At 61.7% G+C, this 23,350-nt stretch carries 23 protein-coding genes; 14 read left to right on the forward strand and 9 right to left on the reverse strand.

Annotated elements, in window-relative coordinates; all coding sequences use genetic code 11:
• Positions 1-5: 5 nt before the first annotated feature.
• Genes mraY through Q1K29_RS00210 form a run of 7 tightly spaced genes read right to left on the reverse strand, consistent with a single transcriptional unit; the run spans position 6 to position 7,542 of the window.
• Positions 6-1,199, reverse strand: coding sequence for a phospho-N-acetylmuramoyl-pentapeptide-transferase (mraY, locus tag Q1K29_RS00180; RefSeq protein ID WP_300389904.1), 1,194 nt, complete (start codon positions 1,197-1,199; stop codon positions 6-8).
• Positions 1,189-2,643: a UDP-N-acetylmuramoyl-tripeptide--D-alanyl-D-alanine ligase gene (murF, locus tag Q1K29_RS00185; protein WP_300389907.1), complete on the reverse strand. Its 1,455-nt coding sequence runs from the start codon at positions 2,641-2,643 to the stop codon at positions 1,189-1,191. Before murF ends, mraY begins: the two co-directional genes overlap by 11 nt.
• Positions 2,640-4,076, reverse strand: a complete 1,437-nt coding sequence (locus tag Q1K29_RS00190; RefSeq protein ID WP_300389910.1) for a UDP-N-acetylmuramoyl-L-alanyl-D-glutamate--2,6-diaminopimelate ligase — start codon at positions 4,074-4,076, stop codon at positions 2,640-2,642. Before Q1K29_RS00190 ends, murF begins: the two co-directional genes overlap by 4 nt.
• Positions 4,073-5,722 (reverse strand): penicillin-binding protein 2, encoded by a 1,650-nt coding sequence (locus Q1K29_RS00195; RefSeq protein ID WP_300389913.1) that lies wholly within the window; start codon positions 5,720-5,722, stop codon positions 4,073-4,075. The genes Q1K29_RS00190 and Q1K29_RS00195 overlap by 4 nt, the downstream gene beginning before the upstream one ends.
• Positions 5,715-6,059: a septum formation initiator family protein gene (locus tag Q1K29_RS00200; protein WP_300389916.1), complete on the reverse strand. Its 345-nt coding sequence runs from the start codon at positions 6,057-6,059 to the stop codon at positions 5,715-5,717. The genes Q1K29_RS00195 and Q1K29_RS00200 overlap by 8 nt, the downstream gene beginning before the upstream one ends.
• Positions 6,056-7,048, reverse strand: coding sequence for a 16S rRNA (cytosine(1402)-N(4))-methyltransferase RsmH (gene rsmH, locus Q1K29_RS00205; protein WP_300389919.1), 993 nt, complete (start codon positions 7,046-7,048; stop codon positions 6,056-6,058). Before rsmH ends, Q1K29_RS00200 begins: the two co-directional genes overlap by 4 nt.
• Complete coding sequence (locus tag Q1K29_RS00210; protein WP_300389922.1) at positions 7,048-7,542, reverse strand: hypothetical protein; 495 nt, start codon at positions 7,540-7,542, stop codon at positions 7,048-7,050. The genes rsmH and Q1K29_RS00210 overlap by 1 nt, the downstream gene beginning before the upstream one ends.
• Before the next feature lie 361 nt (positions 7,543-7,903).
• Here Q1K29_RS00210 and Q1K29_RS00215 point away from each other — a divergent pair, with 361 nt between their 5' ends.
• The 9 genes from Q1K29_RS00215 (at position 7,904) to Q1K29_RS00255 (ending at position 16,951) form a co-directional block, all read left to right on the forward strand.
• Entirely contained in the window at positions 7,904-9,358 is a 1,455-nt protein-coding gene (locus Q1K29_RS00215; protein ID WP_300389925.1) for a TrkH family potassium uptake protein, read from the forward strand.
• A 72-nt stretch (positions 9,359-9,430) separates the two neighbouring features.
• Positions 9,431-10,717, forward strand: a complete 1,287-nt coding sequence (locus Q1K29_RS00220) for a glutamate-5-semialdehyde dehydrogenase (RefSeq protein ID WP_300389928.1) — start codon at positions 9,431-9,433, stop codon at positions 10,715-10,717.
• Between the two features lie 16 nt (positions 10,718-10,733).
• On the forward strand, positions 10,734-11,354 hold the full coding sequence (nadD, locus tag Q1K29_RS00225; RefSeq protein ID WP_300389931.1) for a nicotinate (nicotinamide) nucleotide adenylyltransferase: 621 nt from the start codon (positions 10,734-10,736) through the stop codon (positions 11,352-11,354).
• Positions 11,355-11,375: 21 nt separating this feature from the next.
• Positions 11,376-11,801, forward strand: coding sequence for a ribosome silencing factor (gene rsfS, locus Q1K29_RS00230; protein WP_300391919.1), 426 nt, complete (start codon positions 11,376-11,378; stop codon positions 11,799-11,801).
• 20 nt (positions 11,802-11,821) lie between these two features.
• Complete coding sequence (rlmH, locus tag Q1K29_RS00235; protein ID WP_300389934.1) at positions 11,822-12,286, forward strand: 23S rRNA (pseudouridine(1915)-N(3))-methyltransferase RlmH; 465 nt, start codon at positions 11,822-11,824, stop codon at positions 12,284-12,286.
• Between the two features lie 5 nt (positions 12,287-12,291).
• Positions 12,292-13,332 carry a hypothetical protein gene (locus tag Q1K29_RS00240; RefSeq protein ID WP_300389937.1) on the forward strand — a complete coding sequence of 347 codons (1,041 nt, stop codon included), beginning with the start codon at positions 12,292-12,294 and terminating at the stop codon, positions 13,330-13,332.
• A 76-nt stretch (positions 13,333-13,408) separates the two neighbouring features.
• Entirely contained in the window at positions 13,409-14,221 is an 813-nt protein-coding gene (locus Q1K29_RS00245) for an SDR family oxidoreductase (RefSeq protein WP_300389939.1), read from the forward strand.
• A gap of 157 nt (positions 14,222-14,378) precedes the next feature.
• Positions 14,379-15,059, forward strand: a complete 681-nt coding sequence (locus Q1K29_RS00250; RefSeq protein ID WP_300389942.1) for a TorF family putative porin — start codon at positions 14,379-14,381, stop codon at positions 15,057-15,059.
• Positions 15,060-15,199: 140 nt separating this feature from the next.
• On the forward strand, positions 15,200-16,951 hold the full coding sequence (locus Q1K29_RS00255; protein ID WP_300389944.1) for a cation:proton antiporter: 1,752 nt from the start codon (positions 15,200-15,202) through the stop codon (positions 16,949-16,951).
• An 80-nt stretch (positions 16,952-17,031) separates the two neighbouring features.
• Here the strand turns inward: Q1K29_RS00255 and Q1K29_RS00260 are convergent, their stop codons facing one another.
• A complete protein-coding gene (locus Q1K29_RS00260) occupies positions 17,032-17,556 on the reverse strand; it encodes a GcrA family cell cycle regulator (RefSeq protein ID WP_300389946.1) in 525 nt (174 codons plus the stop codon).
• A 228-nt stretch (positions 17,557-17,784) separates the two neighbouring features.
• On the opposite strand from Q1K29_RS00260, the gene Q1K29_RS00265 reads away from it, so the two are divergent.
• The 3 genes from Q1K29_RS00265 (at position 17,785) to Q1K29_RS00275 (ending at position 21,498) form a co-directional block, all read left to right on the forward strand.
• Positions 17,785-18,624 carry an ABC transporter permease gene (locus Q1K29_RS00265; protein ID WP_300389949.1) on the forward strand — a complete coding sequence of 280 codons (840 nt, stop codon included), beginning with the start codon at positions 17,785-17,787 and terminating at the stop codon, positions 18,622-18,624.
• 47 nt (positions 18,625-18,671) lie between these two features.
• Positions 18,672-20,492, forward strand: coding sequence for an ABC-F family ATP-binding cassette domain-containing protein (locus Q1K29_RS00270; protein WP_300389952.1), 1,821 nt, complete (start codon positions 18,672-18,674; stop codon positions 20,490-20,492).
• A gap of 76 nt (positions 20,493-20,568) precedes the next feature.
• Positions 20,569-21,498 carry a PAN/Apple domain-containing protein gene (locus Q1K29_RS00275; protein WP_300389954.1) on the forward strand — a complete coding sequence of 310 codons (930 nt, stop codon included), beginning with the start codon at positions 20,569-20,571 and terminating at the stop codon, positions 21,496-21,498.
• On the opposite strand, the gene Q1K29_RS00280 is transcribed toward Q1K29_RS00275, so the two are convergent.
• Complete coding sequence (locus Q1K29_RS00280; RefSeq protein ID WP_300389957.1) at positions 21,495-21,728, reverse strand: BolA family protein; 234 nt, start codon at positions 21,726-21,728, stop codon at positions 21,495-21,497. The genes Q1K29_RS00275 and Q1K29_RS00280 overlap by 4 nt on opposite strands.
• 73 nt (positions 21,729-21,801) lie before the next feature.
• On the opposite strand from Q1K29_RS00280, the gene Q1K29_RS00285 reads away from it, so the two are divergent.
• Together Q1K29_RS00285 and Q1K29_RS00290 are read left to right on the forward strand one after the other, a co-directional pair.
• Positions 21,802-22,779, forward strand: a complete 978-nt coding sequence (locus Q1K29_RS00285) for a M20/M25/M40 family metallo-hydrolase (protein WP_300389960.1) — start codon at positions 21,802-21,804, stop codon at positions 22,777-22,779.
• Positions 22,780-22,843: 64 nt separating this feature from the next.
• Positions 22,844-23,347, forward strand: coding sequence for a thermonuclease family protein (locus Q1K29_RS00290; protein ID WP_300389963.1), 504 nt, complete (start codon positions 22,844-22,846; stop codon positions 23,345-23,347).
• Positions 23,348-23,350: the final 3 nt, after the last annotated feature.

Genomic DNA, 23,350 nt, shown 5'->3' on the forward strand with positions numbered 1-23,350 from the left:
CTGCCTCACCTCAGCTTCAGTGTTGCAAGGCCCGCAAGGGCGAAGAGGACAGACAGAATCCAGAAGCGCACGACGACCCGGGTTTCCGGCCAGTTCTTTTTCTGGAAGTGGTGATGCAGCGGCGCCATCAGGAAGATGCGCTTGCCTTCGCCAGTGAGTTTCCGGGTGATCTTGAACCACGACACCTGCATCATCACGGACAGGGCTTCCAAAACGAACAGGCCGCCAATGATAGCCAGCGCGAACTCGTGCTTTACCGCAACGGCGACAACGCCGATCAGGCCGCCGAGGCCAAGCGAACCGGTATCGCCCATGAAGACGCGTGCCGGATAGGCGTTGAACCAGAGGAAGCCCATGCCCGCACCGATCATGGCACCCAGCAGCACGCCCATCTCTCCGGCACCCGGCGTAAACTGGATGCCGAGATAGTCGGCGAAAATGAAGTTGCCCGTCAGATAGGCGATCAGCGCATAGGACGCGCCGGCAAACATCATGGGCACGATGGCGAGACCATCGAGACCGTCGGTGAAATTCACCGCATTCGCGGCTCCGACAATGACGATCATCGCAAACAGGATGAAGAAGCCGCCAAGCGGAACGAAGAACTCGTTGACGAACGGCACAGCGATACCGCCCGAAAAGGACTGGTCGTTGGGCTCGACTGTGGTCTCGGGGGCGAGCGAAGCGATGTATTGCGCCACATCGTTGAGCGGTCCCCACTCGGCATGGCCAAGCGGCGTGTGCGCGCCATGAATCCCCATGATGAAAGCGCCAGCGAGCGCCGCGACAAAGAACTCGATCAGCAGCCGCACCCTGGCTGAAACGCCGGCATCCGTCTGCTTGGTGACCTTGGCGTAGTCATCGAGAAAGCCGAGCACGGCATAGGAAACCGTCACAAAGAGAACGGTCCAGATATACGGGTTGCCAAGATCGCCCCACAGGACTGTCGCGATGAGCAGGCCGATCCAGATGAGGAAGCCGCCCATGGTCGGCGTGCCGCGCTTTGCAAGTTGTGCTTCGAGTGACAGGTCCCGTATAGGCTGGCCCTTGCCCTGACGGGCGCGCAGCTGGTCGATCACCCAATCGCCGGTGAGCACCGAAAACAGGAATGCGGTGACGATCGCACCTCCGGTGCGGAACGTTGTGTAGTTGAACAGGCGGAAGAGTCCGTCATCAGCCGCCAGCAGCTCATACAGCATCAGCACCCCCTGCAGCCCCTTCTGGGCCGCGATCCATCACTTGCTCATCAGCGGCCTTGCTCCATTGGCGCAACCTGTCTGCGAGCTGTCCCATCCCGGATGCATTCGACCCTTTGATCAAGAGGAGATCACCGTTCGTTAAGGAGTTTTTAACAACCGTTTCCAGCTCTTTTGCCTTGACGGCCCAGTGAGTCTCAATTCTCCCCTTGAGCGAATCCGCAAGCGGCTTCATCCCCTCTCCGGCGAGAAACGCAAGCGTTGCACCAGACTCCAGAACCGGATCGGCGAGTGAACAGTGCTCTGTCTCGGAGGCTGAACCAACCTCCAGCATTTCACCAAGCGCGACGATATGGCGATTGCCGGGCCGCGCCGCAAAACTGGAAAGAGCCGCCCGCATCGATTCAGGATTGGCGTTGTAGGCGTCATCAACAAGAATCATGCTTCCGCCGCGGGGAAGCGGGAGCTCCTCCGAAGTACCCCTGCCGGGGGGCGGGGCGTACCCCCAGAGGGCTTCTTCAGCGATGTGAAAACTGATGCCAGATCCAACGCAGGCGGCGAGGATGGCGGCCGCAACATTCTCCGCCCAATGCTCGCCGACCGTATTGATGCGCGCCTCCCAGAACGTCGCGAGCGCCTTCACACCAATGACGCTGCGATCACCGTCCGTCCTGTAGAGTTCGACGCGCGCGGAGGCATCCTCGCTGCGCCCGAATGTGTAGACTTCCGCGCCCGGCTGGTGGCGAAGCGCGATCTCTTTCATCAGCGCGCAGAACGCATCTTCATGCGGAAGGATGATTGCGCCGCCAGGTTGTAGACCGGCGAAGATATCTGCCTTTTCGCGCGCAACGCCTTCGATACTGCCCATGCCTTCGAGATGGGCGGGTGCGATCTTCGTGACGAGCGCGGTGTGCGGCTGGACCATCTGCGAGCGGGGGGCAATCTCACCCGGCGTCGACATGCCGATCTCGAAGACGGCGTATTCAGTCTCGGCTGGCATACGCGCAAGGGTCAGCGGCACGCCCCAGTGATTGTTGAAACTCTTGACCGACCAGTGCGCATGGCCGCCCGCACGGAACATGCGGGCGATCATTTCCTTGACGCTGGTCTTGCCGACTGAGCCGGTGACAGCAACACGATGGCAGCCCGTCGCGCGGTCGCGGGCAAACACGCCCATCGCCTCGATGGCATCCATGACATCGTCGACAATAATGAGCGGTCCCTCGACGCCTTCTATCTCGCGGCTGACGAGCGCTGCGCCGGCGCCTGCTTCGAAGGCATTGGCAACGAAATCATGCCCGTCGCGCTGGTCTTTCAGCGCCACGAAGAGATCGCCCGGCTCCATCGTGCGCGTGTCGATGGACACACCGGTCACCTCGAAGGGTGCGGTCACCTTGCCGCCGGTCGCCTCCCGGATCTCGTCGGATGTCCAGAGCGGCCGCGTCATGCGTTGATGCCCTCCAGCGCCTCTTTTGCCGCCTCCTGATCAGAGAAGGGAATGACGGTCGATCCGACGATCTGCCCAGTCTCGTGGCCTTTCCCGGCGATGAGAAGCGTGTCGCCCTTTTTCAGATCAGCCACTGCTTTCCGGATCGCTTCGCCGCGATCGGCGATTTCGATGCCGTTCGGTACGGCTTCGAGGATGGCCTTGCGGATCGTGGCAGCATCCTCGGAGCGGGGATTGTCATCGGTCACGATCACCACGTCGGCATGTTTCGCTGCGATCTCCCCCATGAGCGGGCGCTTCTTGCGATCACGGTCCCCACCGCATCCGAAGATGACGACCAGCTTGCCGGCTGTATGCGGGCGCGCTGCGCGGATCAGCACGTCGAGACCGTCCGGCGTGTGAGCGTAATCCACAAAAACGCCTGCGCCGTCCCTGGTTTCGCCGACGAATTCCAGGCGCCCCTTTACCGGTTCAAGTTGCTCCATGCCCTTGCAGACATCAGCCAGCGGAGCGCCGAGGGACAGCGCGAGGCCCGCGGCCGTGAGCGCGTTCAACGCCTGGAATTCGCCGATCAGGGGCAACTCGACCTCAAAGGCCTCACCGCGCCACTTCAGGAACAACTTCTGGCCCGTGGCGCGCGGCATCAGCTCCTCGATCTTGAGATCATCGCCGCGCCAGCCAACCGATACCGGCTGAAGCCCCTTGGCCCTGGCAGTGCTCTCAAAGGCGTCGCGCTCATTGCTGTCAGCATTGACAACCGCCGGTGCGCCTGACGGCATGAGATCGGAGAAGAGCCGCATCTTGGCGGCGCGGTACTCGTCCATGTCGGCATGGTAGTCGAGATGGTCCTGCGTCAGATTGGTGAAGGCGCAGGCGGCCAACTTTACCGCATCGAGGCGGTATTGCGCGAGGCCGTGCGAGGAGGCCTCCATCGCACAGTGGGTCACGCCCTGCCCGGCGAGCGTGGCAAGGGTTTCGTGGATGGCGACTGGATCTGGCGTCGTATGGCCGAGATCGATATGGCCGGACGGACCGATTGCGCCGAGTGTCCCCATCGAGGCCGAAGACAATCCGGCAGCAGTCCAGATCTGGCGCAGGAAATCGACGGTCGAACTCTTGCCGTTGGTGCCCGTTACCGCGACCACGGTTTCCGGCTGGCGTGCATAAAAGGCGGCCGAGGCGACAGCGAGGGCGAGGCGCGGTTCATCAACTTCGATGCCGGCCGCACTCCCTGTGTCCGGCAGGTCCTTCCCGATGATCGCGACTGCGCCATTCTCGATGGCTTGCGGGATAAAAGCCCGCCCGTCAGCAGCAACGCCTTGCAATGCAGCGAAGACGAAGCCCGGTTTCACCTTCCGGCTATCGGCGGTCAGGCCGGTGACTTCGACTGTGGCATCGGCCTCATGGCCAGGGAACAGGGCGGCAAGATTCATAGCGAACTCCTTCTCTCGGAGACGGAGCGAACCATTGGACCTTCGACCGGATCCACCTGTTCGAATTTCGGCTCGACACCCAGCATTGGCGCGATACGTTCGATCACCCGGCCGACTGTCGGCGCTGCATTCCAGGCAGCCGTGCGTCCGCGGGCCGCTCCATCTTTTGGGTCATCGAGCACGATCAATACGACATAATCAGGGCTGTCAGCCGGAAAGATCGCAGCAAAGGAAGCCATGTTGGCATCGTCGGAATAGCCGCCCGGGACAGGCTTCTCGGCCGTACCAGTCTTGCCCGCGACACGGTAGCCGGCGACGGCGGCATGCTCGCCCGTTCCGTTCAGCACAGCGTCACGCAGCATGGCCGTTACCAAGGCCGCGGTCGGCGCCGAAATTACCCGGCGCGACCGGCGGCGCTTGCCGTCGGCAATGATGGTCGGATCGACCAGCTCACCGCCATTCGCGAAGATGGAGAAAGCGCTCGCAAAAGCGATTGGCGAGACGGCAATGCCGTGGCCATAGGCGATCGTTGCGGCATGGATGTCGTCAAACTGCGCCGGCAGGATCGGTGAGGCACTTCCCGCAAGCTCGATCGGCGAGCGCTCAAACAGCCCGAGATTGGCGAGGATCTCCTGCTGGCGGCGCGCACCTAGCATGACGGCGATCTTCACGGTGCCGATATTCGAACTTTCCGAGACAATCTCCATCGGCGTCGCGTGCCGACCAATCGGGTGTGTGTCGTGAATCGTCCGGCCTGAAATGACGACCGGCTCCCGGACATCAAAGGTATCGCTCGGATGGATCGCGCCGGTATCGAGCCCAGCGGCAACTGTAATCGGCTTGAAGACAGACCCCAGTTCGAACACGGCACCAGAGGCGCGGTTCAGGCGGGCCGGATCATCCAAGGAGAGCTCATGCGCGCGGTTCGGGTCGATGGGCGGCCAGCTCGCCAGCGCCATCACCTCACCGTTGCGGGCATTCAGCACGATCCCGGCGCCGCCTTCGACATCATACTCCCCGGCAGCGGCAGACAATTCAGCCTCAAGCGCGAACTGGACATTGGAATCGATGGTTAGCTTGAGCGGAGCGCCGCCGTCGGCAAGCTCGGCATCGCGAGCATATTCCACGCCCGCAAGCCCCTGCCCGTCCGTCCCGGCATAGCCCAGTACGTGGCCGGCCAGTGTCCCGCGCGGATAGGCGCGGCGGCTTTCTTCACGGAAGCCAAGCCCCTCCAGGCCCAGGTCGTAAACAGCCTGGCGCTGTCGCGGGGTGAGGCCCCGGCGCACCCAGATGAAGGCCCGGTCGCGATTGCCGAGATCGGCTGTCAGCTCGTCGACATCGAGATCAGGAAACACGCTCGCGAGACTTGTCGCCACATCGGCGGGATCCCAGATGGCGCGCGGATCGGCAAAGAGCGAGTAGACCGCGATCGAGGTGGCCAGAAGCTCGCCATTGCGGTCGACAATATCGGCGCGCTGAACGGGCTCTGCGAAGGCGCGCGCAACGCCTGCTTCACCTTTTGGGCCGTTCACCGCGACCATGCCCGCCTTCGTCGCGATGACGCCAAAGCCGAGACACATGGCGAGGGAAACGAGCTTGGTGCGCAGGGAGCTGCCGTCAGCGGGGCCGGAAAAGAGGTTACTCATTGCTGGCCACCTCCCTGTCGCGGCCGGCAACGCCGGTTTCCTCGGAGATTGTCGGCGGTCCAATCACGCGATCGAGATCGTCCGTACGGATGAACTGTTCGGCGCGCGCGGGCACCATGCCCAGCTCGTTGCGGGCAAACTCCTCGATCCACTCCTGGCGGGAGAGATGACTGAGCTCGCCCAGCAAAACCTTGCGTTCCTCGATCGCGTCAGCGATCTGCACCTCGACTTCGGCAATCTCCTCGGCGCTCTCGCGAGCCCCATATTTTGCCCGGTAAAGGCTAAAGATGAGAAGGCCGATGACAGCCAGACCAATCAGGAAGGCGCGCCGGCTCATGAGCTTGCCTCCACCAGATCAAGAGAGGGAAGGTCGACACCCGTCGAAACAGGCCTGTTCATTGGAGGCGCATCTGTGCGCACCGCAACGCGCAGCTTTGACGAGCGTGACCGCGGATTTTCCTCAAGTTCGGCTTCGGATGGCTCAATAGCCTTCTTCGATGGCATGTCGAAGCTTGGCCGCGCCACGTCATCCTTTTTCGGCAGATGACGAGAGCCGCCCCCTTGCAGGCCCGCGCGCTCACGCATGAAGAGTTTCACCATCCTGTCCTCCAGTGAATGGAAGGTCACGATGACGAGCCGCCCACCTTCATTCAGAAGCCTTTCGGATGCTTCAAGCGCCCGTGCGAGCTCGCCAAGTTCGTCATTCACGAACATCCTGATTGCCTGGAAGGACCGGGTGGCCGGGTGGGTGCGGGACCCGCGGCGGCCTCCAAGGACTTCCTCGATCAGGTCTGCAAGATCGAGCGTTGTGGTGAAGGGAGCCTTAAGCCTGCGCTGGATGATGGCACGCGCGATGCGGCGCGACTGCTTTTCCTCGCCAAGCCGGAAGAAGATGGTGGCGAGATCACGCTCTTCCATCTGGTTCACGACATCGGCCGCACTCGGCCCTGACCGGCCCATCCTCATGTCGAGCGGCCCGTCGCGCATGAAAGAAAATCCGCGTTCAGCCTGGTCGAGCTGAAAGGAAGACACGCCGAGATCGAGCGTTATGGCATCGACCTGGCTGAAACCGGCCTCCTCGACAAGTGCAAGCATCTCTCCGAAGCGGCCGAGAACCGGAACCAGGCGCGGCTCCTTTTCGGCAGCGACCGTTGCCCGTTCGATGGCGTCGAGATCGCGATCTATGCCAATCACGCGGCACTTCGCAGCGGCGAGCAGCGCACGGGCATACCCGCCACCGCCATAGGTGCCGTCAACCAGCGTCTCGCCATCCTTCGGCGCCATGGCCGAGACGACTTCATCGAGGAGGACAGGCTTGTGACCCATCACTCACCTCCTACCTTGCCCAGACCGGGCAGGCCGCCAGCCGCCATGGCCTGCTGGAAGGGCTCAGCCAGCGCATCCTGGTTGTCGCGTGCGGTTTCGGACATCTGCGCATCGAACTCGTCGAAGCGCGACGGCTCCCAGACATGGAAGCGGTCAAAGGCACCCGCAAAGACGAGTTTCTTCTCGATACCCGCGGCATCCAGCAAGGGCTGCGGGATCGAGATGCGGCCGGTATCGTCCATCTTTAGATCCGCTGAACGCGTAAAGATCGTATGCATGAAGGCACGCCGATTGGGGTCGTTCGGCGCCATGCGGGCGAGTGTCTGTCGGTAGAGAGCCATCAGTTCGTCACCGCCCCCTTCCAGACAGCCGGATCCATCAATCGCAGGCCAAAGGAAAATGCGGTTGCCGCCAGCAAGCGCCGCGCGGAAGGGCGCAGGTACGGAGACCCGGCCCTTTGCATCGAGCGACGTTTCATAGGTGGAAACAAACACCAACCGCTTCCCTTGTGCCCCATTGCCCCACTTCTTGGGACAATCTCATCAAGTTTTGGGATAGCATGGGCAGACTTGGGAACCAATGGGGAGCCGCTGCGATTCGCTTCGTCCACAAGGGATCATTTTGTGAACAAACATAGAAAAAACCGGAACGGCCCCTATGCCTATTGGCAATCGGCGCCGTTAACTTATTGAAAACTCTTTATTTACAGAGCGTTAAGGAAGAGAAAGAAAAGCACAGATTTTTTTGCATCCGGAACGAGTTCTCGCGTTACGAATCTGCGCCTGCCTCCGTGTCTCGCACAAATGAAGAAATTGACGGCTTCTCAGGACTTTCGGTGTTAAGGGGCTCGCCGACATGCAAATTCGCGCCGTCATATTTGCCATCGGTCTCATGGTCGCCCTGCTGGGCGTAGCCATGCTGCCATCGGCCCTGCTCGACATTGCAGACGGCTCGGACCAGTGGCCGATCTTCCTGGTCTCCTCGGCCATCAGCATTCTGATCGGCGCCGGCCTGGCTGTTCTGTCCGGTGGCGCACCGCCGTCGACGACGACGCGTGAGGCCTTCCTGCTGACCGTCCTCATCTGGATCGTCCTGCCGGTGATCGCGACCATCCCGTTCATCAGCTATGGCCAGTCCTTCACCGACGCCCTGTTCGAGGCCGTCTCCGGCCTGACGACAACGGGCGCAACCGTGATGACCGGCCTGGACTCCACACCAAGAGGCATCCTTCTCTGGCGGGCCATCCTGCAATGGATCGGCGGAATTGGCATCATCGTGACCGCGATTGCCATCCTGCCCATGCTGCGGGTGGGCGGTATGCAGCTCTTCCAGATCGAAAGCTCGGACATGTCGGGCAAGGTATTGCCGCGCATCACCGAAATCACGGCGCAGACCGGCATTGTGTATGTGATCATTTCGGCCGCCTGCGCGCTGACCTATGCAGCCAGCGGGATGACACCTTTCGATGCCATCGCCCACTCAATGACGACCATGTCGGCCGGCGGTTACTCCACCCACGACACCTCTTTCGGCTATTTCGCAGACACGCCTGCCGCCTATGCAGCCACTTTCTTCATGTTCGTCGCCGGCCTGCCCTTCAGCCTGCTGACCCTGATGATCCTGCACGGGCGCTGGCGCCCGATGTTCACCGACCCGCAACCACGCCTCTATGTCTCTCTCGCCGTGGGCTTTGCCGTGGTGATCGTGATCTGGCACGAGGCCGTCGTGGATCCACCGATCTTCAACCACATCTTCCACGGCTTCCGGGAGGCACTGTTCAACATCATCTCGATCATGACGGGGACGGGCTATGCGTCGGCGCCCTATGACACCTGGGGCGAACCCGCCGTCGTGGTCTTCCTGATCGCCACCTTCCTTGGCGGCTGCGCCGGTTCGGCGGCGTGCGGCATCAAGATGTTCCGGCTGGAAATCAGCTTCAAGGCGGTCCTCGCCTATGCCGCACAGATCGTACGTCCCAACCGGGTGGTGCGCATCCGCTATGCCGGGCGCACCGTTCCGTCCGATACGCTTCAGTCTGTCATGGTCTTTGTCTTTCTCTACATGGCGACCTTCATTGTCGCAGCCATCCTGCTCTCCATGACGGGCGAGGACCTGCTCACCTCGATCTCCGGCGCGGCGACCTCGGTCTCGAATGTCGGACCGGGGCTTGGTCCGGTCATCGGCCCATCCGGCACGTTCCAGCCCCTGAGCGATGCTGGCAAATGGATCTGCCTGACGGCAATGCTGCTCGGCCGCCTGGAATTCGTCGCTGTTTTCACGCTGCTGACCGCGCGCTTCTGGCGCGGCTGAAGGGGTCGCTGGAGAAAAGCTGCCCCTTGGGTATAGTTGCGGCGACCGGCACTTTATTACAGAAGACTGCGTATGAGCCAGATATCGAAATCCCATGAGATGACACTTGAAGAGTCCATGCTAGACATGGGCCGTCACGCCCGCGCGGCTTCAGTCCGGCTGGCGGCGATGACACCGGCTCAGCGCACCAGCGGCCTCAAGGCGATGGCCGATGCGCTCGAAAGCGCCGAAAGCCTGATTCTGGACGCCAACAAGCGTGACATGGAGCGCGCCCGCAAAAAAGGACTCGACGATGCGATGCTGGACCGGCTGGCGCTGAATCCGGGGCGTATTCACGCGATTGCCAAGGCCGTGCGCGACATTGCCGCCCTGCCGGATCCGGTCGGTCAGGAGATTGCGCGCTGGCAAGTCCCCTCAGGCCTCGACATTGCGCGCGTGCGCACGCCACTCGGTGTAATCGGCATCATCTATGAATCCCGTCCCAATGTGACAGCGGATGCCGCGGCGCTCTGCCTGCGGTCTGGCAATGCCGCGATCCTGCGTGCCGGCAGCGAAAGCCTGCAATCGGCGCTGGCGATCGCGACGACGCTGCGCTCAGGCCTGAAGGGCGCGGGCCTTCCCCAGGATGCAATCCAGCTGGTCAACACGACGGACCGCGACGCTGTCGGTCACATGCTGTCGGGCCTGCAGGGGCAGATCGACGTGATTGTGCCGCGTGGCGGCAAGGGGCTTGTGGCGCGTGTCCAGAAAGATGCGCGTGTGCCGGTCATCGGGCATCTGGAAGGCCTCTGCCACGCCTATGTCGACGTCGATGCCGAGGCGGACAAGGCCGTCAGTATCGTGCTCAATGCGAAGATGCGCAGGACCGGCATCTGCGGCGCGCTGGAAACCCTGCTGATCAACCGCTCGGTCGCAGAAAGCCTCCTGCCGGCGCTCGCAGCCCCGCTTCGCGAAGCAGGTTGCGAATTGCGCGGCGATGAGGCGGCAAGGGCGATCCTGCCGGACATCAAGGCCGCGACCGAGGAAGACTGGCACACCGAATACCTTGCGCCCATCCTGGCCATCCGCATCGTTGATGACCTCGATGCCGCGCTTGACCATATCGCTCATTTCGGGACGGGTCACACCGAGCTTATCATAACCGAAAATGCTTCAACGGCCGAACGCTTCCTCGCACAGGTCGATGCCGGGATCGTACTGCATAATGCCTCGACCCAGTTCGCTGATGGCGGCGAGTTCGGCATGGGCGCAGAGATCGGGATCGCCACGGGCCGGATCCATGCCCGGGGGCCTGTTGGCGCCGAGCAGCTCACCATCTTCAAATATGTCGTTCGCGGCACCGGCCAGATCCGTCCGTGACAAGGCCCACCTTCTTTTGAGTTCAGCCCTTCTGCCACCTGTCCGCACGCTGCCACCTCCCGGCACGCACCAGCGCATCGGCCTTTTCGGCGGCAGCTTCAATCCGGCCCATTCCGGCCACCTCCATGTGGCAGAAACAGCCTTGAAGCGGCTGGAGCTTGACTGGATCTACTGGCTGCCCGCACGCGGCAATCCGTTGAAACAGGCGCCCGCCAAATTCTACGACCGCGTTCATCAGGTACGCGAGCTGATCGGCCACCATCCGAAAATGTTCGTCAGCGACTTCGAACACTGGGCAGGCCTTCGCTATACAGTCGATGTGCTGTCACACTTCACACGCCATTGCCCGCATGCCCGCTTTGTCTGGCTCATGGGCGCTGACAGCCTGCAGAATTTTGACGACTGGAAGAACTGGCATCAGGTAGCGGAAACGCTGCCAATCTGCGTGGTGTCGCGGCCGAATGCGGGGCCACGCGCCCTTCGCTCCACCTTCGCCCACCGCTATGCCACCACCCGCCTGCGGGAGCGCGATGCGGCGCGCCTGCCAGACATGCCGGCGCCATCCTGGGTCTATCTGAAGGCGCCCTTCGACTGGACCTCTTCCACACAACTGCGCTCAGGCGCCCAAAAACGCTAGAGACGAGAGGCCGTGCGTGATATGGTTTCCGGAATCGAGATGAAAGGAACTGAAGCCCTGCCTGCTACCCGTTCGCAGCCTCTGAAGGCCGCCACTGCCAGCGTTGACGATATCCGCGCGCTTGCCGATACCGTCACCAATGCGCTCGAGGATGACAAGGCCGAAGACATCATTGTCATCGATCTCGAAGGTAAATCTTCCCTCGCAGACATCATGGTTATCGCATCGGGCCGCTCGGCGCGTCACGTCGCCTCGATTGCCGATCATCTTGCGCAGACCGTCAAGGATGCAACCGGCCGGTCTGTAAGGCTGGAAGGCATGCCGAATGCAGACTGGGTCCTGCTCGACATGGGTGACATCATTGTCCACCTCTTCCGTCCGGAAGTGCGCGCCTTCTACAATCTCGAGAAGATCTGGTCAGACGACAGCGCCCACGGCCACGCCTGAGCGGCGGCTGAAAACGTCCCGTGCGCATCACCATTCTCGCCGTCGGCCGGCTGAAATCCGGCCCCGAGCTTGACCTCTTCGATGACTATCTCGACCGTTTCCGCAAGGCGGGCCGCGCGCTCGGCTTCCGCTCGCTCGACCTTGTCGAGGTCGAAAGCGGCGGCGGCATGGAGGCTGAAGCCGAGCGCCTGATGGCGAAACTTCCCCAGGGGGGCCACGCCATCCGGCTCGATGAGCATGGCAGGGAGCATCGCTCCACGGCCTTCTCCCGGTACATCGCCCAGCTGCGGGATCGCGGCGTGCCGGATCTCTGCTTCCTTATCGGGGGTGCGGAAGGCTATGGTAGCGCCGTCCAGGCCGCCGTGCCGGAGACGATGGCCTTCGGTAAGCAGACCTGGCCGCACCGGCTGGTTCGCGCCATGCTGGCCGAACAGCTTTACCGGGCCGTCAGCATCGAAGCCGGCCTGCCCTATCACAAGGCCTGATCCCGATGCCAAGTCTCGCCAAAAGCAATCTCTCCGCCATCAAGGCCCAAGCCGAACTGCACCACCAATACCTCCTCGGCCTCGAACTCATGGTCGCAACCCGCGAAGGCGCAGACATGGTCGGCGACTGGATGTTCCGGCTGTTTCGGGCCCAGCACGAGGAGAAGTTTCTCTCCAGCTTTCAGAAGCTCGGCCTCGATGGCCTGCCCGATGCCGTCGCTTGTGCCCGCTATCACGTGCTCTCGAACAATTTGGGCGGAGTGGGCGTCGAATATATGGAAGAAAGCGATACCAAGGCCTGGGTACGCTTTCGCTATCCGCGATGGATGTATGCCGGCCCGGCGATCTGCGGGGTGCCCGTCGAGGCGAGCCGGGGCTTCCTCAAGGGCTGGTATGCACAGAACGGCGTCAGCCTTGGCAACCCGCGGCTTGGCTTTGTCTGCGTCTCGGAAGACATGACAGGCCAGTACGGCCTTTGCGGTTACTTCCGCGAGTTCGATCATGATCTCTCGGACGATGAGCGCCTGCAATTCCAGCCTGACGAAACCCCGCCGCCTTACGACCCATCCGCGCAGCCGGCCCCGCCGCCGGGAGAGTGGAACGAAGAACGTCTCGCCAAGGCAAACCGCAACTATGCGATGGAATATATCCGCAATGGCGTGCACGAACTTAGCGTCGTACTTGGCCGGGAGCGCACGCTGGAGCTCGGATGCCTTGCTGCGCGGCTGACCGGACTACAACAATACCGGGCCATGGCGGAGGCTGTTGGCGCGGTGGATGGCGGACCAGCCGAAGCGGCGAACTTCCTCTCGGCCATGTTTTCCGGCATGGGCGATAGCTGCGATCTCGATCGAACCGATGCCGGCGTGCACCTCACACAATCCGGCCTGCGGATCGCACGCGGGTTATCCGGTGCCGAACGCGAAACACTGTTGACCTGCTGGATCGAACTCTGGCGTGGAGCCATCCACTCGCACCGCGCCTTCATGGAGGCCGAAGCCGACATTCAGAACGATGCCATCCAGTGGTCTATCCGGCCGCAGTAAGTGAGGTTCTGTTTGACGCCGCGTGCTGTGGCCGCCAAAGCAGAGTAAAAGTAATGCTAGCTGGAGGAAAACAGAGATGGCAGAGAAGCATCTTGCAGGGCGCAAGGCTCTGGTTACGGGCTCGGCGACGGGGCTTGGCCGCTCAATCGCACTGAAGCTGGCAGAGCGCGGCGCCGATCTCATCATCAACTGCACGCGCAGCCTGTCGGAGGCGGAAGAGGCCGTTGCCGAGTGCAACAAACTCGGCGCGCAGACCCAGCTGGTCGCCGCCGATGTGTCAACCGAAGAGGGGTGCCGCAAGCTCGCTGACGCCGCCTCCGGCTGGGGCCGGCTCGACATATTAGTCAACAATGCCGGCATCACGCGCCACGCGCAGGACCATTCCGACCTCGACGCGCTCACACGGCAGGACTTTCTCGATACCTATGCCGTCAATGTCGCCGGACCGTTTCTTCTGATGCAGGCATGCAAGCCGCTGCTGGAGAAAGCCTATGAAGAGAGCGGACGCGCTTCAGCTGTCCTGAATGTTTCCTCGATTGCTGGTGTGACAGGCATTGGCTCATCTGTCGCCTACGCCGCGACGAAGGGTGCACTCAACACCATGACCCTGTCCCTGGCCCGCGCCCTGGCGCCAGCGATTCGAATCAACGCGGTCTGCCCGGGTTTCATCGGCACGCGCTGGTTCAAGGACCGCCTGAATTCTGACCAGTATGAACGCATGGAAGCCGGGGTTGCGAAGGCCACACCGCTCGGCGTCGCAAGCGGCCCAGACGACATCGCTGATTCTGCAGTGTTTTTTCTGACTGATGCTTCACGCCACGTCACCGGAGAGACTTTGCTCGTGGATGCGGGGATGCACCTGGGATATGCGCCGCTCAGCGCACGCTAAGCGCGCCACCAGCACTTTTTGCAGGCTGATTTTGCGCACATTGCCCGAAATCCGTGCTGCAACGCAAAAATTATCGCTTACCGCCGCTCCACAATGGATATTGAGCGGGGCTCGCCTCCAATCTTGCACCGTGATGAGGATGCAAAGGAGGTAATTTATGAGCAAATCATTCACACGCCTTGCCGTTCTGGCTGCTGCAGCGAGTATCGCGGCGGCGCCTGCACTCGCCGAAGGCGAATGGAGCGGCAACGTTACCCTGACGAGCGATTATGTCTTCCGCGGTATTACGCAGACAGACGGCGCCCCGATGGTGCAAGGCGGCTTCGATTACGCGTCCGACTCCTTCTATGTCGGCACCTGGGCATCAGGCGTGGACTTCGGAGACGGCACGTCGACCGAGATTGACTTCTACGGCGGCTGGACCCCCACCGTCGGCGTCTTCGATCTCGATATCGGCGCGATCTACTACTATTATCCGGATGCTCCGGACGATCCGTCCCAGAACTTCGTTGAAGTCTATGCCGGTGGCAGCACGACGCTCGGCGATTTCGTCGAAGTCGGTGCGTCTGTCGCGTATTCGCCGGACTTCTATCTCGAAACGGGCGACGCTTTCTATTACTCGGCCAGCGCGGGTATTCCGCTTGGCGAGCAATTCGGGCTCGACGCGAGCATCGGCTACTCGGCCGGTGACGAGGATGAAGGCTTCGTCGATTACTCCGACTGGTCGATCGGCCTGACCACCTCGGTCGAGGGCTTTGACCTCGACTTCCGTTACATCGATACCGACCTTGAAGGCGTCGACGAGTCCTTCGTCGTCTCCGTCAGCCGCGCGATGTAAGCCGGGATTTCCATTCGGCCCGTCCGGCATTGCCCTCCTGTAATTGCCGGACAGGTCAAACGGCCGCTGCCCTTGCTTCAGGGGGCAGCGGTCTTTCTTTTGCCTAGAAACCCCTCCATATGCCAGAAGAGGAGGCTGGAATGGCGGACGCTGTAAGTACCCCTGTTGATGCGCTGATACCGGCGATGACGCTTCTGGCGGCCGGTGGTGCAGCTGCGCTTGTCTCCAAGGCGCTGAAACTGTCTCCCATCGTGGGTTATCTGGCTGTGGGCATACTGATTGGTCCGCACGCTTTCGGGCTTATCGATGAAAGTCCGACCACTCATCTTCTGGCAGAACTCGGTGTCGTTTTCCTGTTGTTCGACATCGGCTTGCACGTTTCCCTTCGTGAGCTACGGGAAAGCGGACGCGACCTGGTCGGACTGGCACCGGCGCATCTGGTACTAACGAGCTTTCCCTTCACGATTGCCCTCATGATGTTCGGGCTGGACTGGCCAATCGCCCTCGCGCTCGGCCTGTCCTTCGGCCTGTCTTCGACAGCCGTCGTATCCCGCGTGATGGCTGAGCGCGGGCTTGGTTCATGTCCGCTCGGCCGGTCATCGACCCATGTCCTGATCTTCCAGGACATTGTCGCCATCTTCCTGCTGATCTTCGCGAACTCGCTCACCAATGGTGGGGCCGGCATGGCGCTGGCGCTCGATCTCGCTATCGCGGCTGGCTACGCCATCGTTGCTTTCGTGATCGCCTTTGCCGCCGGGCACTTCCTGATGGGGCCGATCTTTCGCGGCCTCGCCCAGACGCGCAATCACGAAGCCTTCACCGCTGTGACCTTGCTGCTTGTGCTCGGTGCGGCCTCAGCCACGGCCCAGATCGGGCTATCGCTCACACTGGGGGCATTCCTGGCGGGGCTTGCCGTTTCGGGCACGGCGTTCCGCCACCAGATCCAGATGGAAACGGGCCCGTTTCGTGGCCTGCTGCTCTCCTTCTTCTTCATGTCGGTCGGCCTGTCGGTCGACCTGGGCGTGCTGGCTACCCGCTGGCCGCTTGTCATTGCCATTGCCGCGGCCATCCTCCTGATCAAGACGGTGTTCGGGTTTGTAGCCGCCCGGCTCAACAAGTGGAGCAATCCCGGCAGCGTACAGCTGACCTTCCTGCTCGCCCAGGGCTCTGAATTCACGCTGGTTGTGCTCTCCATCCTCACCGCCTCCACCGGCGCAGTGCCAGACGAAATTGCGACGATCGCTGTTGCCGCAATCGCCCTGTCGCTTGCGGTCGCGCCTTTCTGGGCAGCGGCCGGCATGCGGCTTTCAAGGAAGGTCGCCTCGGTCTTCAAGGGTCAGACCCGGCCGGTGAACGAGATTACGCCCACTGCGCCAGACCGTCCCGTCATCATCTTCGGCATGACACCCGCCGGACGCCTGGCCGCCGATGCGCTGGCCGACTTCTCCATCCCTCATGTCTGCCTCGATGCCGAGCCGGACCGCTTCGTGTCCGCCATTGCCGACGGCTACAAGGTCTCTTTCGGGAACGCGGCGAACCTTCGTCTCGTCGAAGCCGTGGCCGGCCCCAATCCACGCGCTGTCGTCATCGGCGCACCGCGCTATGAGACCTCACGTGACCTGACCCCGGCGGCCCAGCGGGAGTTTCCTGAAACACCCCGCTTTGTTGCTGTCGATAATGAAGCCGACCGCCAGCGCTTTTCCGCGCTCGGCATGCGTGCCTGGCTCTCGATGGGCCAGCCAACGGGGATCGAGATGGCGACCGACGTGCTGCGCAAGATGGGGGTCGATGAGCAGAAGGTCGCCGAATGGATGTCGCGCGAAGCTGACCGGTTTGACGTGGACAGCCCACCTGAGCCCGCCGCCGAAACGGTCGAGACCGAGGCCGCCTGATCAGTTACACGCCCAGAAAAGAAGAAAGCCGGCCCAACGGGACCGGCTCTCTCACTGTCACAAGTGTCTAACTTCTTGGCCTAGCCGGCGATACGGCGGGCATAGGCTTCATCATCGTTGCGCTTACGCTCACGCTTGCGCTGCGGCTGGAACGCGACCTTGGCATGTTCAGAGCAGTACGGGCCGCAATCGGACTTGCGTCCGCAGAAGGCAAATTTCGGATCGGCCGGATCGCCGATCGGCCATTTGCACATGGAGTCGCGCAGCGTGAGGATCGTCGCGGCTTCACCATCGGCTACGGGTGCCGGCTGCAGGGCGGAGACGATGGCATCCTGATCGGACCGTCGGATGCGGGTCTCTTCCGACGAGGTCCCGGTGGTCGAAACGTTGCCATCGGTTCTCAGACGTGGTTTCGGACGGGCCAGACGCGGCGGACGCTTGACCGGACGCGATGGTGTTGCCCGGCCCGACAGACCAAGCCTGTGTACCTTGCCGATCACAGCATTGCGGGTTACGCCGCCGAGCTGTTTGGCGATCTGACTGGCTGAATGACCCTCGGCCCAGAGTTTCTTCAGAACCTCGACGCGTTCTTCCGTCCAAGACATGACTTGCCTCCTGGCGCTTAGCACCCCTAGATATTGTAGCAGCTGATTTCAGCCGCCCCCGTTAACACCTAGATATCGTATCAACGACGAAATGAAACACAATATCCTGATGAATGTTCTCCACAACCTTTCAATATCTAGTATCCGCCTGTGGACAGATATGAAAAATCCTTGCTGAAGCGCGACTTACCTATCGTCATCGGGGGCAATCGCTCCTAAATAGCGGCGATGACCGATGAAATTTCTGCAGCTACCCGCCCGCTTCCCGAACCGCCTAGAACCTATGGAGCGATCAACTGGATTGGCCTCTGGACGCTATACCAGCGTGAGGTCGGCCGCTTCCTGAAGGTGTGGATGCAGACGCTGTTTGCTCCGGTCATCACCACGCTTCTCTTCATGACGGTCTTCAAGCTCGCCTTCGGCAGCCGCGGCCAGCTGACCGGTGACTTCGAGGGGCTGGACTACAATAACTTCCTGGCGCCGGGTCTCGTCATCATGTCGATGCTGCAGAACGCCTTCCAGAACACGTCCTCATCGCTGACAATTTCAAAGGTCCAGGGCAGTCAGGTCGACTTCCTCATGCCGCCGCTGTCACCGCTCGAACTGACGCTGGGCTTTATCTTCGGTGCAGTCACGCGCGGTCTGATGGTCGGCATTATCGGAGGGCTCGCCATCCATCTGAGCGGACTGGCAAACCTGAACATCGTCAACATCTGGCCAGCCATCTGGTTTGCATTGATGGCGACGATCTTCCTTGGCGCGCTTGGTGCCGTCGGCGGCATTTGGGCGGAGAAGTTCGATCACCTTGCCGCCGTCACCAACTTCGTGATCGTACCACTGACCTTCCTGTCGGGGACCTTCTACGACATCAAGGTACTGGTGGAGCCGTTCCAGTCAGCCGCTCATTTCGACCCGATCTTCTATCTGATCGATGGCTTCCGGGCCGGCTTTATCGGTGTGTCGAACTCCGACCTCATGATCGGAATGATCGCCTCCGGCATCTTCACCTTCCTCGCCTGTCTCTGGGTCTGGTGGCTGTTCCGCATTGGGTACAAGCTGAAGGCCTGAGCGGGATACCTTGACGGGGCGCGCCTGACGCGCACACGACGACAACCATGGCAGAGCTTCCCATCCTGCGCCTCGCCGATGTCGAGCTGACATTCGGCGGGACGCCAATCTTTACCGGTGTGACATTCACCCTCGCCAAGGGCGAGCGCGCTGCGCTTGTCGGGCGCAACGGAGCCGGCAAGTCGACGCTCATGCGGCTCGTTACGGGTAGGCATGAGCCGGATGCCGGTGACCTCTGGCGCCAGCCGGGTACCGAAGTCGCCGTTGTCGAACAGGAACCGGACCTGTCTTCCTTCGAGTCCGTACTCCAGTATGCGAGTGAGGGCGCAGAAGAGACATGGATGGCGGAAGCCGAGCTCGGCCTCTTCGGGATCGATCCCACAGCCGATCCGAAAACACTCTCGGGCGGTCAGGTCCGTCGCGCCGCTCTCGCACGAGCCTTCGCACAGGATCCCGACGTGCTCCTTCTGGACGAGCCGACCAACCATCTTGATGTGCCGATGATCGAGACACTGGAAGAGCGCCTCAAATCCTTTCCCGGTGCCGTCCTGCTGGTCAGCCACGACCGGCGCTTCCTCGAAAATGTTACCACGACCACACTCTGGCTTCGTCAGGGCAAGGTGTGGAAGTCGCCGCGCGGCTATGCCGATTTCGATGACTGGGCTGCCAGCATCGAGGCAGAAGAGGAAAAGCAACTTCAGCGGATGAAGACGCAGCTCAAGGAAGAACACCACTGGCTCGCACGCGGCGTTACAGCCCGGCGCAAGCGGAATATGGGCCGGCTCGCCAAGCTGCATGATCTGCGCGCCCAGCATGCAAAGCAGAAGGCGCTCATCAACGACGCCAAGTCCACCGCCGGCCTGTCGGCCGAAAGCGGCGGCAGCCAGAGCCGGAAAGTGCTGGAAGCGTTCGGCCTCTCAAAGGCATTCGGCGAGACGATCATCGCAAACGACTTGTCGCTGCGCATCCTCAAGGGCGACCGTATCGGCATCGTTGGTCCAAACGGCGTCGGCAAGACCACGCTCCTGAAGATGCTGCTTGGCGAGTTGGAGCCTGACAGCGGCTCGGTGAAGGTCTCCCAGGCATTGACCGTGACCTATCTCGACCAGACGCGCGAAACACTCAAACCCAGCGACACGCTCTGGGAAGCGCTGGCGCCGGCCGGCGGTGACGCCATCATGGTGCAGGGCAGGTCGAAACATGTTGCCGCCTATGCCAAGGACTTCCTCTTCTCCCCGGAACAGCTACGCCAACCCGTCTCGGCGCTCTCCGGGGGCGAACGTAACCGGCTGACGCTTGCCATTGCACTGGCAAAGCCAGCCGACGTTCTCGTGCTCGACGAGCCGACCAATGATCTCGACATGCAGACGCTCGACCTGCTGGAGGAGATGTTGAGCGAGTTCGACGGCACGCTGATCCTGGTCAGTCACGACCGGGCATTTCTCGACGCCATCGTGACCTCATGCCTCGTGCCCATGGGGAATGGAAAATGGGTTGAAACGGCTGGTGGCTGGACAGATGCAGCGCGGCAGGTGCCGTCGCTGACCTCCCGCAGAGCGGCCGCGCCGCCAACGCAGGAAAAGGACAAGCCGAAAGCCTCAACACCCTCGCATTCACCGAAGCGCGAAGCCAAACTCTCCTTCAAGGACCAGCACCGTCTGAAAGAGGTCGAAGCCGCCCTGCCCCGTCTGGAAAAGGAAATCGCGGACCTCGAAGCCCAGCTCGGCAACCCGGACCTTTTCGGCAGCGACCCCGCCAAGTTCGACCGACTTACCAAACGCCTTGGTGACGCGCGCACAGAGCTGGAAAAAGCCGAGGAAGATTGGCTGGAGATCGAAGCGCTGAAGGAAGAGATCGCGAAACCTTGAGCCCTAACGGCTCCTTAAAATGTTCCGTGATAGGCGGCAGGATCAAAAGTCGCTCAGGCGCAAGGACCCGCTTCCCATGCTCCGCACCGGTGCATCACTGCTCGCTCTGATCCTGTTTGTCCCGTCCGTCATGGCAGACCGGGCGAGCGATGCCAGTGGTACCTGGCAAGCCGACACCTACCGCCCCGCCGGGACCTACCGCACCCTGCGCGGCTCCACGCCCGACGCCTGCGCGGCCACTTGTCTTGAGGATGACCGCTGCCGCGCATGGTCCCTCAAACCCCCAACCTTCCGGACCGGCCCCAAATGCGAACTGAAATCGGTTGAGGGTACCGCCGTCTCACAAACAGCCTCTTTGTCCGGCGTCGTGCGGCTGGAAGAGGCTGAAGCGCCCGATGCCCCAGCAGATGTACCCAAGGCTGAGATCACGCCTTCACTGCCAGAACCGGTGATAGCCCCCAAACCAACTCCAAAGCCGGAGCGAGAGCCGGAACCAGTACCGGCACCACCCATTCCAGCGCCATCCGCGCCACCCCCTGCTGCCGTGGAATCTCCGGCTCCTGCACGTTCGCCAGAGTCCACCATTTCAGAACCGGCACCCGCGGCCACCGTCAAACCGGATATGACTGCTCCGACCGTCACCCCCGTCCGGGCCTTTCCGCCTGAGAGCACCTATGAGGTGTTGCCAGAGCCGCAACCAGCCCCCCAGCCGCGCCCTGCGCCTGCCCACCAACAGCAGCCGCCTGCTCCGGCCACCGTCCCAGCCGATCCCGACCGTCCCTGGCCGGGCCTTCGAGGCAGTGACGATACACGTATGCCGCTGTCGGCCCAGACGGGCGGCAAGCCTCTACCTGGACTGAGACGCAGCGAGCGTGACTATTCCATTCAGGAGTTCGGGAACCTGCCCGGTGACTTCGAGGACAGCGCTGGCATTCATGGCCGCCTGCCAATCGGTCATATCGATGAAGTGCCGGAAGACGACAAAGAAGAGAGCGACGAAGACTAGGCGGGCGCGCTGGTCTTCAGCGCGAGCGCATGAAGCTCACCGCCCATCTTTCCCTTGAGCGCAGCATAGACCATCTGATGCTGTTTCACGCGCGAGACGCCCTTAAATTGCGGTGAGACGATTTCTGCCTGCCAGTGATCATTGTCGCCAGCGAGATCGGTCAGCGTAATCGTGGCATCCGGGAATGCCTCTTTGAGATGGGTCTCAAGCGTATCGCGGTCCATTGCCATAGGGTGTCTCCTTCGGCTGGCACATGGCGTTCAATCTCACTAGGGTCAAGCCGAACCCTGCGGAGACCCTTGAATGATCAGATTTTTACTGAGCTCATTGATGCTGGTTGCAGCCTGTTCGAACCAGCCCGTCGCGCCGGGAGACGAAGCAGCAGCCCCCGTCAGCGTACCTTACGAGGCCCAGTATCATGATGCCGCAAGAGCCCTCACCGCTCTGGAGACGCTGTCATCGGATGACTATGAAGGTCGGCGCACGGGAGAGCCAGGCAATCTCAAGGCGCAGGCCTGGATCGTAGACCGGCTGCAGCAGCTGCTTGTCTTTCCCTACTATTCCAGCGGGTTTCAGGCGCCGTTCGCCGCCGGCAAGTTCGACAAGCCGGACATGGAAGTCCGCGGCACCAACATCATCGCAGAGATTGAAGGTGCCAATGGCCGACGCTCACCGGTGATCGTGATGTCGGCCCATTATGACCATCTCGGAGTGTTCGAGGGGGAGGTTTACAACGGGGCCGATGACAATGCCTCAGGCGTAGCCGCCATGCTGGAAGCGATCGCCTGGTTTCAGGAAAACCCTCCCGAGAACACCATCATCTTTGCCTTCTTCGATGCTGAAGAGCAGGGCTTTGCCGGGTCTGCCTTCTTTGTGCGGGCCATGCCCGAGTCGCTGCGAGAGCGAATGGCCCTCAATCTCAACCTCGACATGGTCGCCCGCGCCGACAAGGGCGAACTCTACGCTGTCGGCGGTTATCATAATCCTGAACTGATCCCGTTGATCGATAGCGTCGCAGAAGATGCGCCAATTACGCTGAATCGCGGTCATGACAGTCCTGAATGGGGCAATCAGGACTGGACGCTCCAATCCGATCATGCCCCTTTCCTTCGGGCTGGCTTCCCGATCATCTATCTCGGGGTCGAGGACCATCCGGACTATCATCGCTCAAGCGACACCTTCGAAGAGGTGGATCCGGACACTTTTGCGCGCATCACCGACACGATCATCATGATGGCTGAAGCGGCGGATGATTGGGTGGCTGAGCAGCCAAAGGAATAAACTGGAAAGGTTTTCGTAACCTTTTGGAAAGATTTTCGCAGGGTCTCGTCAGGGAGCCTGCATCATGGTCCGCCTCATCCGGTCCTTCTTCTTCGGTCGCTGGCTGCGTGTGCAGGGCGGTGAAGTTTCCTTACTGCCACTCCTCATCCTTCTGGCCGCGGCGCTTGCCATCTCCTGGTTCAACCAGCCGGAGAAGGACATTACACGCCTGCCCGGCCCGATCAGCTTCAACGCCTGCACCGGGGATGAACGAACCAATTGCGTGGTCGACGGGGATACGATCTGGGCGGCCGGCGAGAAAATCCGTCTGGCCGACATCGACGCACCGGAAGTGTTTTCTCCGGAATGTGACTGGGAGCGACTGTTGGGCGAACGGGCGTCCGCCCGCCTTGCCGTGCTTCTGAATGAAGGCGATGTGGCGCTCGAAAAGCCGTCTTCTCGCGATCGCGACAAGTATGGCCGCCTCTTGCGGGTCGCGACCGTAGATGGCCGCTCTGTTGGAGACCAGCTGATCGCCGAGGGCCTTGCCTATCAATGGGGCCGGCATCAGCGCGGCTGGTGTTCCTGACAA

It is taken from the genome of Henriciella sp. (assembly GCF_029937755.1).
Lineage (GTDB): Bacteria > Pseudomonadota > Alphaproteobacteria > Caulobacterales > Hyphomonadaceae > Henriciella.

What these genes read in the sequence shown, in the direction of transcription:
- rsmH (WP_300389919.1), bottom strand. Translation starts at nt 7,048, where the DNA reads ATGGGTCACAAGCCTGTCCTCCTCGATGAAGTCGTCTCGGCCATGGCG.
- Q1K29_RS00240 (WP_300389937.1), top strand. Translation starts at nt 12,292, where the DNA reads ATGCCAAGTCTCGCCAAAAGCAATCTCTCCGCCATCAAGGCCCAAGCC.
- Q1K29_RS00200 (WP_300389916.1), bottom strand. Translation starts at nt 6,059, where the DNA reads ATGAGCCGGCGCGCCTTCCTGATTGGTCTGGCTGTCATCGGCCTTCTC.
- Q1K29_RS00215 (WP_300389925.1), top strand. Translation starts at nt 7,904, where the DNA reads ATGCAAATTCGCGCCGTCATATTTGCCATCGGTCTCATGGTCGCCCTG.
- mraY (WP_300389904.1), bottom strand. Translation starts at nt 1,199, where the DNA reads ATGCTGTATGAGCTGCTGGCGGCTGATGACGGACTCTTCCGCCTGTTC.
- Q1K29_RS00265 (WP_300389949.1), top strand. Translation starts at nt 17,785, where the DNA reads ATGACCGATGAAATTTCTGCAGCTACCCGCCCGCTTCCCGAACCGCCT.
- Q1K29_RS00190 (WP_300389910.1), bottom strand. Translation starts at nt 4,076, where the DNA reads ATGAATCTTGCCGCCCTGTTCCCTGGCCATGAGGCCGATGCCACAGTC.
- Q1K29_RS00250 (WP_300389942.1), top strand. Translation starts at nt 14,379, where the DNA reads ATGAGCAAATCATTCACACGCCTTGCCGTTCTGGCTGCTGCAGCGAGT.
- Q1K29_RS00290 (WP_300389963.1), top strand. Translation starts at nt 22,844, where the DNA reads ATGGTCCGCCTCATCCGGTCCTTCTTCTTCGGTCGCTGGCTGCGTGTG.
- Q1K29_RS00255 (WP_300389944.1), top strand. Translation starts at nt 15,200, where the DNA reads ATGGCGGACGCTGTAAGTACCCCTGTTGATGCGCTGATACCGGCGATG.
- Q1K29_RS00285 (WP_300389960.1), top strand. Translation starts at nt 21,802, where the DNA reads ATGATCAGATTTTTACTGAGCTCATTGATGCTGGTTGCAGCCTGTTCG.
- Q1K29_RS00280 (WP_300389957.1), bottom strand. Translation starts at nt 21,728, where the DNA reads ATGGCAATGGACCGCGATACGCTTGAGACCCATCTCAAAGAGGCATTC.
- Q1K29_RS00220 (WP_300389928.1), top strand. Translation starts at nt 9,431, where the DNA reads ATGAGCCAGATATCGAAATCCCATGAGATGACACTTGAAGAGTCCATG.
- murF (WP_300389907.1), bottom strand. Translation starts at nt 2,643, where the DNA reads ATGACGCGGCCGCTCTGGACATCCGACGAGATCCGGGAGGCGACCGGC.
- Q1K29_RS00260 (WP_300389946.1), bottom strand. Translation starts at nt 17,556, where the DNA reads ATGTCTTGGACGGAAGAACGCGTCGAGGTTCTGAAGAAACTCTGGGCC.
- Q1K29_RS00270 (WP_300389952.1), top strand. Translation starts at nt 18,672, where the DNA reads ATGGCAGAGCTTCCCATCCTGCGCCTCGCCGATGTCGAGCTGACATTC.
- Q1K29_RS00245 (WP_300389939.1), top strand. Translation starts at nt 13,409, where the DNA reads ATGGCAGAGAAGCATCTTGCAGGGCGCAAGGCTCTGGTTACGGGCTCG.
- Q1K29_RS00195 (WP_300389913.1), bottom strand. Translation starts at nt 5,722, where the DNA reads ATGAGTAACCTCTTTTCCGGCCCCGCTGACGGCAGCTCCCTGCGCACC.
- rsfS (WP_300391919.1), top strand. Translation starts at nt 11,376, where the DNA reads ATGGTTTCCGGAATCGAGATGAAAGGAACTGAAGCCCTGCCTGCTACC.
- Q1K29_RS00275 (WP_300389954.1), top strand. Translation starts at nt 20,569, where the DNA reads ATGCTCCGCACCGGTGCATCACTGCTCGCTCTGATCCTGTTTGTCCCG.